This window comes from Vibrio casei, assembly GCF_002218025.2.
Lineage (GTDB): Bacteria > Pseudomonadota > Gammaproteobacteria > Enterobacterales > Vibrionaceae > Vibrio > Vibrio casei.
Map to the genome: position 1 here is coordinate 2,347,662 of NZ_AP018680.1, position 16,415 is coordinate 2,364,076.

General features: G+C 42.2%; 11 protein-coding genes. 6 read left to right on the forward strand and 5 right to left on the reverse strand.

Features of this window, described 5'->3' with window-relative positions; genetic code table 11:
- Positions 1-142: 142 nt before the first annotated feature.
- The 5 genes from VCASEI_RS10975 to hrpB all read right to left on the reverse strand — a co-directional run bounded on the left by VCASEI_RS10975 (position 143) and on the right by hrpB (position 11,067).
- Positions 143-505, reverse strand: a complete 363-nt coding sequence (locus VCASEI_RS10975) for a YacL family protein (protein WP_086961886.1) — start codon at positions 503-505, stop codon at positions 143-145.
- 214 nt (positions 506-719) lie between these two features.
- Positions 720-3,317 (reverse strand): bifunctional aconitate hydratase 2/2-methylisocitrate dehydratase, encoded by a 2,598-nt coding sequence (gene acnB / locus VCASEI_RS10980; RefSeq protein ID WP_086961889.1) that lies wholly within the window; start codon positions 3,315-3,317, stop codon positions 720-722.
- A 350-nt stretch (positions 3,318-3,667) separates the two neighbouring features.
- Positions 3,668-5,962, reverse strand: a complete 2,295-nt coding sequence (locus VCASEI_RS10985) for a patatin-like phospholipase family protein (RefSeq protein WP_089110780.1) — start codon at positions 5,960-5,962, stop codon at positions 3,668-3,670.
- Positions 5,963-6,058: 96 nt separating this feature from the next.
- Complete coding sequence (mrcB, locus tag VCASEI_RS10990; protein WP_086962125.1) at positions 6,059-8,440, reverse strand: penicillin-binding protein 1B; 2,382 nt, start codon at positions 8,438-8,440, stop codon at positions 6,059-6,061.
- Between the two features lie 116 nt (positions 8,441-8,556).
- Complete coding sequence (hrpB, locus tag VCASEI_RS10995; protein WP_089110779.1) at positions 8,557-11,067, reverse strand: ATP-dependent helicase HrpB; 2,511 nt, start codon at positions 11,065-11,067, stop codon at positions 8,557-8,559.
- A 138-nt stretch (positions 11,068-11,205) separates the two neighbouring features.
- On the opposite strand from hrpB, the gene sfsA reads away from it, so the two are divergent.
- From sfsA to panB, 6 genes are all read left to right on the forward strand, one after another.
- Positions 11,206-11,934 carry a DNA/RNA nuclease SfsA gene (gene sfsA / locus VCASEI_RS11000; protein ID WP_086961895.1) on the forward strand — a complete coding sequence of 243 codons (729 nt, stop codon included), beginning with the start codon at positions 11,206-11,208 and terminating at the stop codon, positions 11,932-11,934.
- A gap of 134 nt (positions 11,935-12,068) precedes the next feature.
- Entirely contained in the window at positions 12,069-12,518 is a 450-nt protein-coding gene (gene dksA, locus VCASEI_RS11005; protein WP_086961897.1) for an RNA polymerase-binding protein DksA, read from the forward strand.
- A gap of 78 nt (positions 12,519-12,596) precedes the next feature.
- Positions 12,597-13,472: a tRNA glutamyl-Q(34) synthetase GluQRS gene (gene gluQRS, locus VCASEI_RS11010; RefSeq protein ID WP_089110794.1), complete on the forward strand. Its 876-nt coding sequence runs from the start codon at positions 12,597-12,599 to the stop codon at positions 13,470-13,472.
- 131 nt (positions 13,473-13,603) lie between these two features.
- On the forward strand, positions 13,604-15,046 hold the full coding sequence (pcnB, locus tag VCASEI_RS11015) for a polynucleotide adenylyltransferase PcnB (protein WP_226983281.1): 1,443 nt from the start codon (positions 13,604-13,606) through the stop codon (positions 15,044-15,046).
- Positions 15,043-15,534 carry a 2-amino-4-hydroxy-6-hydroxymethyldihydropteridine diphosphokinase gene (folK, locus tag VCASEI_RS11020; protein WP_086961899.1) on the forward strand — a complete coding sequence of 164 codons (492 nt, stop codon included), beginning with the start codon at positions 15,043-15,045 and terminating at the stop codon, positions 15,532-15,534. Before pcnB ends, folK begins: the two co-directional genes overlap by 4 nt.
- Positions 15,535-15,576: 42 nt before the next feature.
- Entirely contained in the window at positions 15,577-16,371 is a 795-nt protein-coding gene (gene panB, locus VCASEI_RS11025; RefSeq protein ID WP_089110778.1) for a 3-methyl-2-oxobutanoate hydroxymethyltransferase, read from the forward strand.
- Positions 16,372-16,415: the final 44 nt, after the last annotated feature.

Here is a 16,415-nt window from a genome sequence, read left to right on the forward strand (position 1 = left end):
GAGTAATCAAGTTACGTGCCAACTTTTCAATACATTGAAAATAAAGGAATTAGAATAATAGAAGGATAATAAGTGGAACTTATCGCACCAATAAGGTGCATTAAGATCATTAATAAAACGCAGAAGGTGCAGAAAAGGAAAATTAGCTTACAAATGCACGCCAAGAAAGCAAAACTTGTTGGAAGTCTTCAATGCCACACCAAGCTTCACTCTCTTCTTCATAGGCAAAAAGATCATCTTCAAGATCATCTTCTTCTATGCTTAATAGATGATTAGAACTGATATGTATCTCGTTTTGCTCAATAAACATACTCCAATCTTGACCAACTAAACGCCACTCTTGATTGATATTTTTTTGTGCACCAATTTGTTGCATGACCAATTCAAGCTTACCAAGATCGCTACCTATCTCTTCAATCAACCAATGACCAATCGCCTCATGTCCAGACGAGAACACCACTCGATAGCTGCCATCTAAGGTGTTTTTCTTAAATTCAAAGTCCATAATATATCGTTACTTTTGTTAGGTAATACCCAAAGTTTACTTGTTTTTCACCTGCATTGCTTAGTTTTAATCGCCATGTTTTAACGGATACCAATCATGCTAATTATCTGGGAAGTTTGATTTTAGTATCACATTGGAAATGCGTTCAATTAGAAACAAAAAACCGCTGAAAAATCAGCGGTCTTTATTGTTCAACGATGACTTAACCTGAAGCTTATGCTGGCTCTTGGAATATCACTGTATCCGCTTTTTTCGTATAGTGTTCCATACGGTGGAAGTTTAAGTAACGATAAGTATCCGCTGCTGTTGCATTAATTTGTTCAGCGTAACCTAAGTACTCTTCTTTCGTTGGAATCCGACCTAAAATCGCCCCAACAGCTGACAATTCAGCCGACGCGAGGAATACATTCGCGCCATTCCCTAAACGGTTCGGGAAGTTACGAGTAGAGGTCGACATAACGGTCGATTTTTCAGCGACACGCGCTTGGTTACCCATACATAATGAACAACCCGGAGTTTCAATACGAACCCCAGCACGGCCAAAGATACCGTAATAACCTTCCTCTGTGAGTTGGTCTTTATCCATCTTAGTTGGTGGAGCTACCCATAAACGTGTTTCTAACTCACCTTTATGTTTTTCTAATAGCTTACCAGCGGCGCGGAAGTGGCCAATGTTGGTCATACAAGAACCAATGAAAACTTCATCGATTTGTGTGCCTTGAACATCCGATAATAAACGAGCATCATCAGGATCATTCGGCGCACATAAAATTGGTTCATCAATTTCAGCTAAGTCAATTTCAACCACATGGGCATATTCAGCGTCTTTGTCCGCGCTCATTAACTCAGGATTTGCTAACCATTCTTCCATTGCTTTAATACGACGCTCAATAGTACGACGATCGCCGTAACCTTCAGAGATCATCCATTTCAACATCACGATGTTAGAGCTTAAATACTCAGCGATAGATTCTTCAGAAAGCTTAACCGTACAACCCGCAGCTGAACGTTCAGCAGAAGCATCAGATAATTCAAACGCTTGCTCGACCGTTAAATGCTCCAGACCTTCAATTTCTAGTACGCGACCAGAGAATTCGTTGATCTTACCCGCTTTCTCAACCGTTAATAAACCTTGTTTGATACCGTAGTATGGAATCGCATGAACAAGATCTCTCAGGGTAATACCCGGTTTCATTTCGCCTTTAAAGCGCACTAAAACAGATTCAGGCATATCAAGAGGCATTACACCAGTCGCCGCTGCAAAGGCAACCAAACCAGAACCTGCTGGGAATGAAATGCCAAGAGGGAAACGAGTATGCGAGTCACCTCCAGTACCCACAGTATCGGGTAGAAGCATACGGTTTAACCATGAGTGAATGATACCGTCACCAGGGCGAAGCGACACACCACCACGGTTCATAATGAAATCCGGTAGCGTATGGTGCGTATTCACATCAACAGGTTTTGGATAAGCAGAAGTATGACAGAAAGACTGCATAACGAGATCCGCAGAGAAACCTAGACATGCAAGGTCTTTAAGCTCATCACGGGTCATTGGACCAGTGGTATCTTGCGAACCTACTGTCGTCATTTTAGGTTCACAGTAAGTGCCAGGACGAATCCCTTCTACACCACATGCTTTACCTACCATTTTCTGACCAAGCGTAAAGCCTTTATTCGATTCAGCAACAGGAACAGGACGACGGAAAACTTCAGATGGTTTAAGCCCTAAAGCGATACGTGCACGATCGGTTAAACCACGGCCAATGATCAGTGGAATACGACCGCCAGCACGAACTTCATCATAAAGAACATCTGTCTTCAATTTAAATGTCGAGATAACCTCATCGGTGTCGTGTTTGCATACTTTTCCTTCATGAGGATAAATATCAATCACGTCACCCATATTCATTTTAGAGACATCAAGTTCAATTGGCAGCGCGCCTGCATCTTCCATGGTGTTGAAGAAGATAGGAGCAATCTTGCCACCAAGACAAAAGCCACCAGCACGTTTGTTTGGTACATATGGAATATCATCACCCATAAACCAAAGCACAGAGTTAGTTGCTGACTTACGAGAAGAACCAGTACCAACAACATCACCTACGTAAACTAACGGATGACCTTTTTCTTCTAATGCTTCAATTTGCTTAATTGGGCCAACGTTACCGGCATCATCAGGAGTAATGCCTTCACGCTCATTTTTTAGCATTGCTAAAGCATGAAGTGGGATATCTGGACGAGACCATGCGTCAGGCGCAGGAGACAAATCATCGGTATTCGTTTCACCCGTCACTTTAAACACCGTCAGTGTTACCTTGTCGGCAAGTTGAGGTTTTTTCAAGAACCATTCTGCTTCAGCCCAAGATTCCATAACGGCTTTGGCAAACTCATTACCCGCTTTGGCTTTTTCTTCTACATCGTGGAAAGCATCAAACATCAATAATGTGTGTTTTAACGCTTTAGCAGCAATCGGAGCCAGTAACTCATCATCTAGAAAGCTAACCAGTGCTTCGATGTTATAACCACCTTGCATAGTACCAAGCAGTTCTGCTGCTTTTTCACGACTAACTAGCGGCGATTCAGATTCACCTTTTGCAACGGCAGTTAAAAAACCAGCTTTAACATAAGCGGCTTCATCTACCCCTGGTGGGATACGGTTAATTAATAGATCAAGAATGAATTCTTCTTCACCTTCAGGTGGGTTTTTCAGCAGTTCTACCAAAGCAGCAACCTGCTCTGCGTCTAAAGGTTTTGGGACTATTCCTTCAGCGGCACGCTCTGCGACGTGTTTACGGTAGGCTTCAAGCACGACTTCTTCCTCTCATTGCGGTTTCCCCTTTTTTTATATATAGAGGGAAAACATCCTTGGAAATTTGGCTTCCTGCCTATTTTTATTATGAATTAGTATGTTGGCTGATTCTTAATAATCGAATACGGTCGGAGCCAAAATGTGGGGTCAAGAATAACAAATTTAACGAAAAATTAAAATCTTGCGAGTTTGACCAAGCTAGCAAACTAGAACTAAATTTGTGAAATTTCACACTTTACAAGGAAATTTCACGCTATTTCCTTTTCAAGAATCATGTCACGACAAAGAGGCATGTAAAGTGGCAGTGGCCGCCTCTTAACGTGACTTGAATACCCGTTTTTAAATCGACATTAAAATGCCGATCCAACGATCAAATAGAGAGACTTATACTGCTCTTCTGTTTGTCCATAGGCAAGAATAATTGGGCCTAAAGGTGAATCTACCCCGGTAAAAACCGATCCAGCCATGTACATGGAGCTAGTATCAAATTTATTATTGGTATCTGCCCACACACCACCATATTCAAGCGAAGCTCCTAGATAAACAGGGGAGCGAAATAAACCAAAATCATTATCAAACCATTTATAACGATACACCAAGCTACTGAACGCTTTATTTCGTCCAGATAAACTATCACGTGGAATTCCCGATAAATTGAGAAATCCACCTAGCTCTCTAGGATCAATCGGAACAAAGGAATTTTCACTGTCCACAATACCATAATCAAACTTTGCCGCTAAAGTATGCTTCCCTAAACTTCGAGCCATCATAAGAGTTGAGCTGATTTCCGAAACCGTATCATCTAAAGAATGCCCATCATCAACAATATTATCTTGGGATAATAAGTACTCCAGATCGATATAATAACCTTTAGTTGGAAAATTAAAATCATCTAAAGTATCAAAACGATAACGGATGTAAGCCCCTTGGCGAGTATAATCTGTTCCACCAAACACAGGCAACCCAGTAAGGCTAGTATCACCATCGGTGTAGCGCAGACCGACGCGAAACTCTTGCCACAAAGTCGGTTGAAGACCAAGTGCAACATCACCAATCAACTTAACATAATCAACGGGTAATGAATTTTCCGTATCGGAAAGTTGCGTTTTTTTAGTCTCAGGGTTAGAGACATTAAAATCTGCTGGGATAAATAAGCTCGATTTCTCATCGCTGTATGAGGCAGATGCAATAAAAAAGAAATTTTGGTTGTATGACATGGGTACATACAATTCGAGCCCTAACAGTTTGTCCGTACCTATTTCAAAATTGGTTCTTAACTCGGCACCATCTTCACTTAAATCGGTAAAATTACTGGTGAAACCAATGGAATATTTGCTGGAGTTTTTAAAATTGTCTTCCATAAAAAATCGGAAGTCCATGTAGTTAGGCCCCCACTCTTTTTCATGTACGCTGACATTCAAATCCGTACTTCCATCATCATTATTTTGGTAATCATAAGACACTTTTTCAAAGCGATCTAAAGCATACAAATCACGAATTTTCGTTTCAATATCTTCACTGTCATATTGTTGACCTGGCGAAATACCCAATCGATGTTCTAATAGTTTTTGATTGTAATGACTGTGATTATTAATATTCACATCCCTGATAATGAAATCAGAGCCACTTCGAAATTGAGAACGTTTGGCACTTTTATTTAGCTGATAATCCAAGTAAACCGATTCATTGACCGAATAGCGGACTAATTCACTTTGTTGTAAAACCGCCGACTGATAACCTAACTTATAAGCTTTCGGCATTTCAGAAAAGTCCGTCGTGCCCATTTTTCCTACCTCAGGGCGAAGCAATACATCGTTTGTGGTGAGTAATCGAGCTTGATCTTGAGTGCTTCGGCGCACTAAATAATTCGACAGTTGGTCACCAACACTCAAAAAAGTATTCAGTTGTTCAATACTTTTATAATCAGTACTAATATCAACCGCAATGATAACGTCCGCTCCCATTGAGCGAGCTAATTCAACAGGCATATTATTAGTAACGCCACCATCGACTAATAACATCCCTTTATAAGGATAAGGAGGAAGTGCACCAGGTACTGACATACTCGCCATCATAGCGTCCACTAATTCACCATCTTTTAGCACAACAGGCTTTAAATTAACGATGTCAGTGGCGACCGCGCGATAATGTACTGGTAGTTCATCAAAGGATTTAAAAGCAGGTAAATTCCCAGTACTTTGGCGCAAAATGTGCAGCATATTTTGCCCTTGCACCACCCCTTTAGGCACTTTGACTTCAAACCACCTAAGGCCAAGATCCGTATGAAGTTGGTAGCGATCATCATATTCTTTATCGCGAACACGGCGTTCACTACGATCCACACGATCGTTATAGCCAATATTCCAATCAATACCATTAACTGTATCGTTAATTTCCTTAGCGCTCATGCCCAATGCATATAAACCACCAACATACGATCCCATGCTTGTACCTGTCACAATATCAACGGGAATCTTCATTTCTTCTAAGGCTTGTAAAACACCAATATGCGCCGCACCTTTAGCTCCACCACCCGCCAACACAACGGCTATCGTTGGGCGAGTAGAACCGTCTGGTAACAATTCTCTTGCTTCAAGTTTAGATATAAAGCTAATAAGAGGAATCGTGAATATTCCTAATAACATGCGGCGTAGAGTTAACAATCGATGCCCTTATCTAAAATAATGCGGTGATGATCTTCATCATAACCCGATCAACAATAAATAGCGTAATAGTGCTAATTAAAAATCAAACAAAGACTTAATCCAACGCGTTGGGTTATTTTTACAAGCGTCTTTTAAGTTTCCATTAATGTCCCATTGGGGTAAATCAATATTCCCGCTACAGTCGGCGACATAACCGCCAGCTTGAGTGGATTCAAAATGTGTCGTCACAATGTTACTAGGCCATGGCAACGTTAAACGTTCTGGTGTACGCAACGCTAAATAATTGGCATAAGTACGTAATGAACCACTTGAACCAGTAAGCTTAGTCGGCTTGTTGTCATCACGCCCCGTCCAAATCGTCACCACTTCACGTCCATCAACACCAACAAACCAACTGTCACGACTGTCATTACTAGTACCAGTTTTGGCCGCTAAGGTTGCCCAGCCATATTGAGCTTGTAAGTAACGACTTGTCCCTTCACTGACCACTCGTTTCATAATATAAGTCGTCAACCATGCCGCTTGTTGTGGTACTTGCTGAGAAGCCCTTGGAATACTTTCATACAACACATTGCCATCAACATCCAACACTGTACGTAAAGCCGTTAATGGCGCTCGCTTTCCAGAATTGGTGATGGTCTGAAACATTTGTGATACTTGATACGGCGTTAAAGAAAAAGAACCTAAAAACATAGATGGCACAGGGCGGATTTCTTGTTTATCCACGCCTAATTTGCTTAATGTGTCCATCACAGCCGGAATCCCCAACTGCATACCTAAGTTCACGGTTGGGACATTCATCGATTTCGCCATGGCCTTATATAAAGGGACTTCACCACTGAACTTACGATCAAAGTTCTTTGGTGACCATGTTTTTCCTTGTTCATTGGTTAACGTAATAGGCTTATCGTCAAGAGTGGTACCTAAGTTGTATTTTTCAGGCGTCTCTAAAGCCGTCAAATAAATCGCCGGTTTCACTAACGAACCGATTTGACGAGACGCACTTAATGCCCGATTGAAACCATCAAAGCCGGCATGTTTTCCTCCTATCATCGCGCGAATTTCACCCGTCGTACGATCCACTGCGACCACTGCCGTTTCTAACCCTTTACCAGAGCGTTGCTCAAGCTGTGGCAATGTTTTATTCACTGCATTTTCTAAATAGGTTTGAGATACAGGATCTAAGGTAGTAAATAAACGTAACCCCGTATCAGACTTAAATTTATCACCGACCTTCTCTTTAAGCTCTCGTTGTAATTGCTCAAAATAGGCAGGCTGACGCTTACCAAGGTGAGGATTTTTCTGTAAATCTAAATCACGAGTTGCCGCTTCATTAAATTGCGAAGGGGTTAAAATATCTTGGCTCATCATGAGCTCTAATACCAAATCACGACGATCTTTGGTTCGCTCAGGATGACGAATTGGGTTGTAATAAGAAGGGCCCTTCACCATACCCACCAGCATCGCTAATTGATCAATGCGTAACTCTTGCAGTGGTTGTCCAAAATAATAACGTGATGCCAAAGCAAAACCATGAATGGCTTCACCGCCATTTTGGCCTAAATACACTTCATTTAAATACGCTTCAAGAATGCGATCTTTGCTGTAACGATAATCTAAAATCATCGCTATATACGCTTCTTTAAATTTACGCCATAACGTCTTTTCACTGCTTAAAAAGAGATTCTTAGCCAATTGTTGCGTCAAGGTACTGCCGCCTTGTACTGCCCGCCCTGCACGTAAATTCACCACAAATGCACGAGCAATCGCAACGGGAGAAACGCCTCCATGTTGATAAAAATTTCGATCCTCGGTCGATAACAAGGCCTCTACCATGGCGCTTGGAAATTGCTCACGTTTTAAAAATAAACGGGTTTCTTCCTTTTTAGCTTCCAGCATTCCGAGCATTTTCGGCTCAATACGCAAAAAACCAAGATCGGCTTTAGAATCTAATGATTGTATACGTTTCAAACCATTTTCATCAAAATAGAGCATAACGTGACGTGACGGCTCGGGGCCATTTTCAAATTCAAACGGACGACGGAATAATTCAATTTTAGTTGATGAGGCCGAATACTCCCCCGCTCGAATAGGGCTAGAGACTTTACGGTAGTTCAAGACGTCTAACTCTTGGCGTAATTTGGTTACCGTAACATTGCTACCAGGTTCCAAATTCAGCACTCGAGCATACACAACCGTCGGCAATTCAAATAACTGCCCTTCAAAGCGCTGAGTAACTACGCCATTTAAATAAAAACCAGCGGCCACCATAAATGCCATAAACACCAAGCCCAACTTCCACGTAAGGCTCCATAACTTACGCAGCCACGTTCTCTGGCTAGGAGATTTTTTCGGTGGTGATGTTTTTCGTGCACGCGCGGGCCCAGCTTTTCGAGGTGACGAATCAGAAACCTTACGGCGAGAAGATGTGGTTGACGGTGTTTTTCGTGGTGCCATCTTTTTTGGTGTGTTCAATGCATTGCCTTTACTTATTTTTTGTAGCTTATATCTTGCTACAAACATCCATTGTTTATTGATCGCGCTTGCCATCAATCTTCATTTTTCATCACTAATTAGGGCTGAAAATGCCGTTTCATTTTTGTGGTTGCCACATGGTTTGCCGGATCATCAGGCCAGATATGTTTGGGATAACGGCCTTTCATTTCCTTTTGTACTTCTTTGTATGAACCTTGCCAAAAACCAGCCAAATCTTGCGTTACCTGCAATGGGCGTTGGGCTGGTGATAATAATTCTAACACCAGTTTTTTCCGTCCTTGTGCTATCAGGGGGGAATCAGATTCACCGAACATTTCTTGCATTCGTACCGATAAAATAGGATCGCATTTTTCTTGATAACGAATGGCTTTGCGAGTCCCCGTAGGCAATTGATAATGAGTTGGTAACCAAGTATCAATCTCTTTATTCAACGGCCAACCAAGATAAGCCGAAAGCGCTTGATGCACATCTATCTGCTTTATCTTGCTTATGGTATCTATTCCTACCATGTATGGTTCAAGCCAATGTTCGAGTTTTGCTAAAAGAATGTCATCACTCACACCCGGCCAACCTTTATCAGGTAACCATTCAGTTGCATTTCTTATCCGTTGCAATAAGTTAGCACTCTTATCACTCCACGATAAACTTGATAAACCTTTTCGACGGATAAAGTCTAAAATAGCCGCCTGAATCAAAGTAGGATCAATATGGGTGACATGGCGACGAGACAAAACTAACTGCCCAAAACATTGCTGTTGCTCTGCTATCATCTTGCCTTTAGCGTCATCCCATTGCACCACATCTCTCTCAACAATACGATCAGGAAGAGCATCAATTAAGGCTGACCAATCAATATGAATGGCTCGGAAGATTTGACTCGTCATCGATTGAGCATTTCGCATTAAATCAACCGCAATCAACCCTTCTTGATTCGATAAAGAACTCGACTCATCAATATATGCCCCATGCCCATTGGCTAATAGATATTGTCCTGAGGAATGGCGACGGCGCATCGCCACACGATCGGGAAAGGCCATAGCAATGCACACCGCCAATAAGTCAGCATCGACCTTTTTTAACTCAAAGGCTAGGTTTAACCCAAAGCTTATACTACAGCGCCTCGCCAACTGCTGACTACGGCGAGTCAGCATGGCCGTTTTACTGTGTTGATTTTGCTGCCAACGATGCCAATCATGACTAATATCAAGACTGTTTCTTTCGGGCTCTTCTAGTAATGCAACAGACGCTAATGCCGCTTGTAGGTAAGCTTCACCTCGAACGTTAGCATGGCTTAACATCGCGGCGTAACGAGGCTCTATTCCCAGTGTTTGACTTTGTGTAGCAAGCTTAGTTAACTGCCCTTGCGGATTAAGCAAACCAAGCTGAATTAATAACTGTTTTGCTTGTTGCAAATGCGGCGCTGGAGGCAAATCAAGCCAACTTAACTCATCAACCTGTGATGTTCCCCATTGCAGTAATTCCATTTGCAGTGATGTTAAATCACTCCTTAAAATTTCAGCTTGTGGCACAATCGGTTGGCGCTTTAAACTTTCTTCACTGTACATTCGAAAGCAAATGCCCGGCTCTAAACGTCCTGCTCGCCCAGCCCGCTGCTGCGCCGACGATTGAGCAATGATGTTTTCCTCTAAACGAGTAATCCCCGTTTTAGGATCAAACCTAGCAACTCTCTCTAAGCCACTGTCGACGACGAGGCGGATCCCTTCAATAGTCAAACTGGTTTCAGCAATATTGGTTGCTAAAACGATTTTACGGCGTCCTAATGTCGATGGGGTAATCGCCATTTGCTCAGCTTGGCTATCGAGTTGCCCATACAAAGGGCACACATCAATATCATCACTGAACAAAACATACTCTTCAGTTAGACGTCGATACAATTGCTTAATATCACCAACACTTGGCAAAAAAACCAACATCGATCCGGTTTCTTGATCCATCCATTGTGGAATAATTTTCGCCAATCGAGGAACAAGATATTGATTGGCTTGCAAAGGAAAATAATGGTATTCAATCGGGAAACCACGGCCTTGAGATTCAACATAATGCGCCAGTGGTAACAAACGGCATAAAGCATTTTGATCCAGTGTTGCCGACATGATTAACAAGGTAAGGTCATCTCGTAAAGCTTGTTGAATCTCCAAACAAAAAGCCAAAGCCGTATCAGCATGAATACTGCGTTCATGAAATTCATCAAAAATGATCAGATCAACTCCATTCAATTCAGGATCAGATTGAATCATTCGTGTCATGACCCCTTCGGTAACAATCTCTAAGCGCGTTTTCGTACTCACTTTACTTTCACCGCGAATGCGAAAGCCGACCGTTTCACCCACCTTTTCACCGAATTGCCTTGCCAAGTAACGAGCAATATTTCTTGCCGCCAATCGGCGAGGCTCCATCATGATGATTTTGCCTTGCCCCAAGTCACCAACTTGCATCTTACGCAAAATTTGCAAAGGCAAATAGGTCGATTTCCCCGCACCGGGAGCAGCTTTCAAAATCACCTGATGATGACTTTCTATTGCATCAAGTAGCTCAGACATGACGCTAATAATTGGCAATTGTGACAATCGAAGATCCTTATGTCATGATTTAAACGCTGCGATTCTACCCAATAATCAGAACGGATACCAAAAAACCACTTTGGTCGCCAAACACCCTCGAATACAAAAGCAGCTTTAATACTCAACACCACGCAAGGATAGATGATGAAATTCACCCCACCATTACAATCGGCCACTTTAATCAAACGTTATAAACGCTTTTTAGCGGATGTGACTCTGCCCAATGGTGAAGAGAAAACCATGCATTGCGCAAATACCGGCGCCATGACAGGTTGCGCTGATACCGGTAATACCATTTGGTACTCCACCTCAGACAATGCTAAACGAAAATACCCTAATAGCTGGGAAATTTCAGTCAATTCTAAAGGCGATCACATTTGCGTCAATACGGCTCGGGCGAACACATTGGTGACCGAAGCCATTAATCAACAACACATACCAGAATTACTCGGTTATGATAATTTGCGCACAGAAGTAAAATATGGCCAAGAAAATAGTCGCATCGATATCTTGTTAGAAACCAGTGATGCTCTCCAACGACCACCTTGCTATATTGAAGTAAAAAGCGTGACGCTACTCGATGAAAAGAATGGCACAGGCCGCGGTTATTTTCCCGACGCGATCACATTGAGAGGCCAAAAACATTTGCGAGAGCTGATGGAAGTGGTTGAATCAGGTCAAAGAGCGGTGCTTTTTTTCGCTGTTTTACATACAGGGATTGAAAACGTCTCTAGCGCACACCATATTGATGCGGATTATTCACAACTTTTAAAACAAGCAAAAGACATTGGGGTCGAGGTGATTTGCTACCAAGCTGATATATCACCACAACAAATGAAATTAACCTCTGCCATTGAATTTATAGACAACTGATTCTATAAATAAAAATCTTGGCATGTAAAATCACATTCAACAATCTATTTGTTTGCCAATGAAGATTCTTTCTGCTATATGTACCGCCCTTAATTAACCAGCGACTGGTTAAAAGGAGCAAGTAGGAGCGCTGTATGCCAGAACTAACTAAGAAAAAAACGCTAGGCATTCTAGCCATTGCGGGTGTTGAGCCATACCAAGAAACAGCTGGTGAAGAATACATGTCACCAGAGCAAATGGCTCACTTTACAAAGATTCTAAAAGCATGGCGTGACCAACTTCGTGAAGAAGTTAGCCGCACTATGAGCCACATGAAAGATGAAGCCTCAAACTTCCCAGATCCGGTTGACCGTGCATCTCAAGAAGAAGAGTTTAGCCTAGAGTTACGTAACCGTGACCGTGAGCGTCGCTTAATCAAAAAAATCGAAAAAACTTTGATGAAAATCGAAGAAGATGATTTCGGTTTTTGTGAATCTTGTGGTGTTGAAATCGGCATTCGCCGTTTAGAAGCAAGACCAACAGCCGACCTATGTATCGACTGTAAAACACTTGCCGAGCTAAAAGAAAAGCAAATGCAAGGTTAAGAACCCAACCAAGCATGAAAACCCGACTTGATTAAGCTTGCCGGGCTTTCATGCTCCGTTGTGTTTTATTTTATTACCATGTCTTACATTGGTCGTTTTGCACCCTCTCCTTCAGGGCCACTTCATTTTGGTTCGCTCGTTGCCGCATTCGGCAGTTACTTCCAAGCTAAATCTCAACATGGCCAATGGCTCGTTCGCATTGAAGATCTTGATCCTCCTCGTGAAATGCCAGGGGCATCCAGTCTCATATTAAAAACGCTTGAATCGTATGGACTACACTGGGATAAAAGCGTCACTTATCAAAGCGAACGTCACCAACGTTACCAAGAGCAGATCGAGAACTGGTTGGTAAGCGGTTTAGCTTACTATTGCCAATGTACCCGTAAGCAAATCAAACAAAACGGTGGTTTTTATCCTGGCACTTGTCGCCACAAAAATTTGAATGTACCTAATGACTGCTCCGTTCGTTTACATGTTCAAGAGCCGATAGAGTATTTTATCGATCAAAAACACGGACTCATTAATATTCCCCATCAACTTGCGCAAGAAGATTTTATTATCAAGCGTCGAGATGGCTTATTTGCTTATAACCTTGCTGTGGTCTTAGATGATATAGATCAAGGTGTCACAGAAGTTGTCAGAGGGGCCGATTTAATCGAACCTACAGGTAGGCAAATTAATCTATATCGTTATTTAAACCACCCAGAAATAAAATACGTTCATTTACCGCTCGCCGTTGATTTACATGGCAATAAATTATCAAAACAAAACCATGCACCCGCGGTCAATATTCATTCACCAAAAGAAACCTTAATTCAGGTTATGATCTTTTTAGGGTTTGAATTACCAAACGATTTTAAATTCGCCAGTGTTGAACAAATGATTGAATGGGGATGCCAACATTGGTCATTACAGCAATTACCAGACTCATTAAGCATCATTCCCAATCATTGAAGTACGAACTTAGCGACTTCCCCATTCTAAAATAGTTCAACCTAGGCTATTATTGGCACAACTTTTTCTGTATTCAATTTCTGTACAGTTTTCAAAATTTCACTCTCGCTTTGAACAGATTCAACTGGATCATGGCGGCGTTAACGAAACTACCGAGGTGGGTTATTTTCACTCAAGCTGCTAATTTGTGTCGTAAAATTTTTTCAAGCACAAACAAAGATCAAAAAAGTTCCAATCTAGATAGCTCAAATGGAGAAGTTAGTCTGAACATCATCACTCGCTCAGAGCATACGATTTCACGGGCACATATCAGCGAAAATGCGCTCAAGGTACTGTACCGACTACATAATAACGGTTACGACGCTTTCCTTGTCGGCGGTGGTGTGCGTGACATTCTGCTTGATAAAGAACCCAAAGATTTTGATATCGCCACCAATGCCACCCCAGAACAAATTAAACAACTTTTTCGTAACTGCCGCTTGATTGGACGCCGCTTCCGCTTAGCACACATCATGTTTGGGCGAGACATTATTGAAGTCGCAACATTTCGTGGTCACCATCAAGAACCAGAAAAAAATCAATCATCTCAATCGAAAGAAGGCATGTTATTACGAGATAACGTATATGGCACGGTTGAAGAAGATGCTGAACGCCGAGATTTCACCGTAAATGCGATGTACTACAATATCGCTGATTTTAGTATTCACGACTACGCCAATGGCGTACAAGATCTAAAAGATGGCATCATTCGAATGATTGGCGATCCAGAGACTCGTTATCGTGAAGATCCTGTCAGAATGATCCGAGCTATTCGTTTTGCCGCCAAATTAGACATGAAAATAGCGCCATCAACCGCCACACCAATACGGGAACTTGCGCACTTGATGACCAGTGTCCCTGCGGCCCGTTTATTTGAAGAATCATTAAAGTTGCTTCAATCCGGACAAGGTTTAAAAACGTACAATTTACTGCGTGAATACGATCTGTTCTCAGCATTATTTCCAAGCGTTGCTCGTCACTTCACTGAAGATGAAAACTCTCACGTCGAGCAAATGATTGAGATTGTATTAAACTCGACCGATAAGCGCATCAATGAAGGTAAGCGTATTAACCCGGCCTTTATGTTTGCGGCTTTCTTATGGTACCCCTTGCAACAGCTTGCGAAAGATTTAATGGATGAACGTAAGTTCAGCTATTACGACGCAATTATGACAGCAAGTAATACAATTTTAGATCAACAAGTTAAACAACTGGCCATTCCTCGCCGACATACCGCAACCATTCGTGACATTTGGCAATTACAGCTACGCCTCACTCGTCGAACTGGAAAGCGAGCCTTCCAAATGCTTGAGCTGAACAAGTTCAGAGCAGGCTTTGATATGCTCGAAATGCGAGGTCAAATCGAAGAAGGTCAAACCGAAGAATTAGCATGTTGGTGGCAAGAATTTCAAGATGCGCCTTCGGTTCACCGTCAAAATATGGTGCAAGCACTCGGTAACCCCAAACCAACAGGAAAACGTCGAAAACGCCCATACAATAAACGTAAAACAACTAAGCCAAGGTCTCAAGAATGATTACCGCCTATATTGCCATAGGCAGTAATTTATCCAATCCAGTTGAACAAGCAAATAACGCCATTGAAGCGCTTGTTCAACATCCAGATATACATTTAGTGGCTTGTTCGTCGTTGTACAGCAGCACGCCAATGGGGCCACAAGATCAACCCGATTACATTAATGCAGTGGCAAAAATCCACACTGAATTATCTCCACTTGCATTACTTGATTGCACTCAAGCCATTGAACAAAATCAAGGACGAGAGCGTAAAGAAGAACGCTGGGGACCACGTAGCTTAGATCTTGATATTGTCTTATACGGCAATGAGGTCATCGATAGTGAGCGTTTAACCATTCCTCACTACGGCATGAAAGTCCGTGAGTTCGTCCTTTATCCACTATTTGAAATCGCCCCTCAATTACAACTCCCTGATGGAACAGAGCTCTTAGCGCTACTTCAACAAGTTAGTCGCAATGGGCTCACTATTTGGCAAGCTCAGCAATAAGATCATCCCCTTGCTCGCGCTTACCTAATAAAGGACATAATGATGAAAAAAGTTTCAATTAATACCTTAATGAAGTGGAAACAAGAAAGTCGAAAATTTGCCACCTCTACCGCTTACGATGCCAGCTTTTCTCAACTATTTGAACAGCAAGAAGTGCCGCTACTTTTGGTTGGCGACTCATTAGGCATGGTCTTACAGGGTCAAGAAAGTACGCTTCCTGTGACAATTGAAGATATTGCTTACCACACTCGCTGCGTTCGTGCAGGAAGCCCTAACACCCTATTGGTGGCTGACATGCCATTCATGAGCTACGCCACACCAGAGCAAGCTTGCCAAGAAGCCGCGACGCTAATGCGTGCGGGGGCCAATATGGTAAAAATCGAAGGTGGTAGTTGGTTAATTGAAACGGTCAAACAATTGACTGAACGCTCCGTCCCGGTTTGTGCCCACCTTGGTTTAACCCCACAATCCGTCAATATTTTTGGTGGTTTTCGTATTCAAGGGCGCGAACAAGCAAAAGCAGATCAAATGATAAAAGATGCAATTGCACTTCAAGATTCCGGCGCGCAACTTTTAGTGTTAGAATGCGTGCCAACCAGCCTTGCCAAGCGCATTACTCATGAGCTGACTATTCCAGTTATCGGTATTGGTGCAGGCAAAGAAACGGATGGGCAAATTCTTGTCATGCATGACATGTTTGGTATCTCAGCCAATTATATGCCTAAGTTTTCTAAAAACTTTTTAGCCGAAACGGGCAGTATGCAAAAAGCCATTCAACAATATGTTCAAGATGTTGAATCGGGCGTATTCCCAGGCTCAGAACACAGTTTTGAATAACATCTGAACGTTGACGTTAATAATAGATCAACCCAGATACCGTC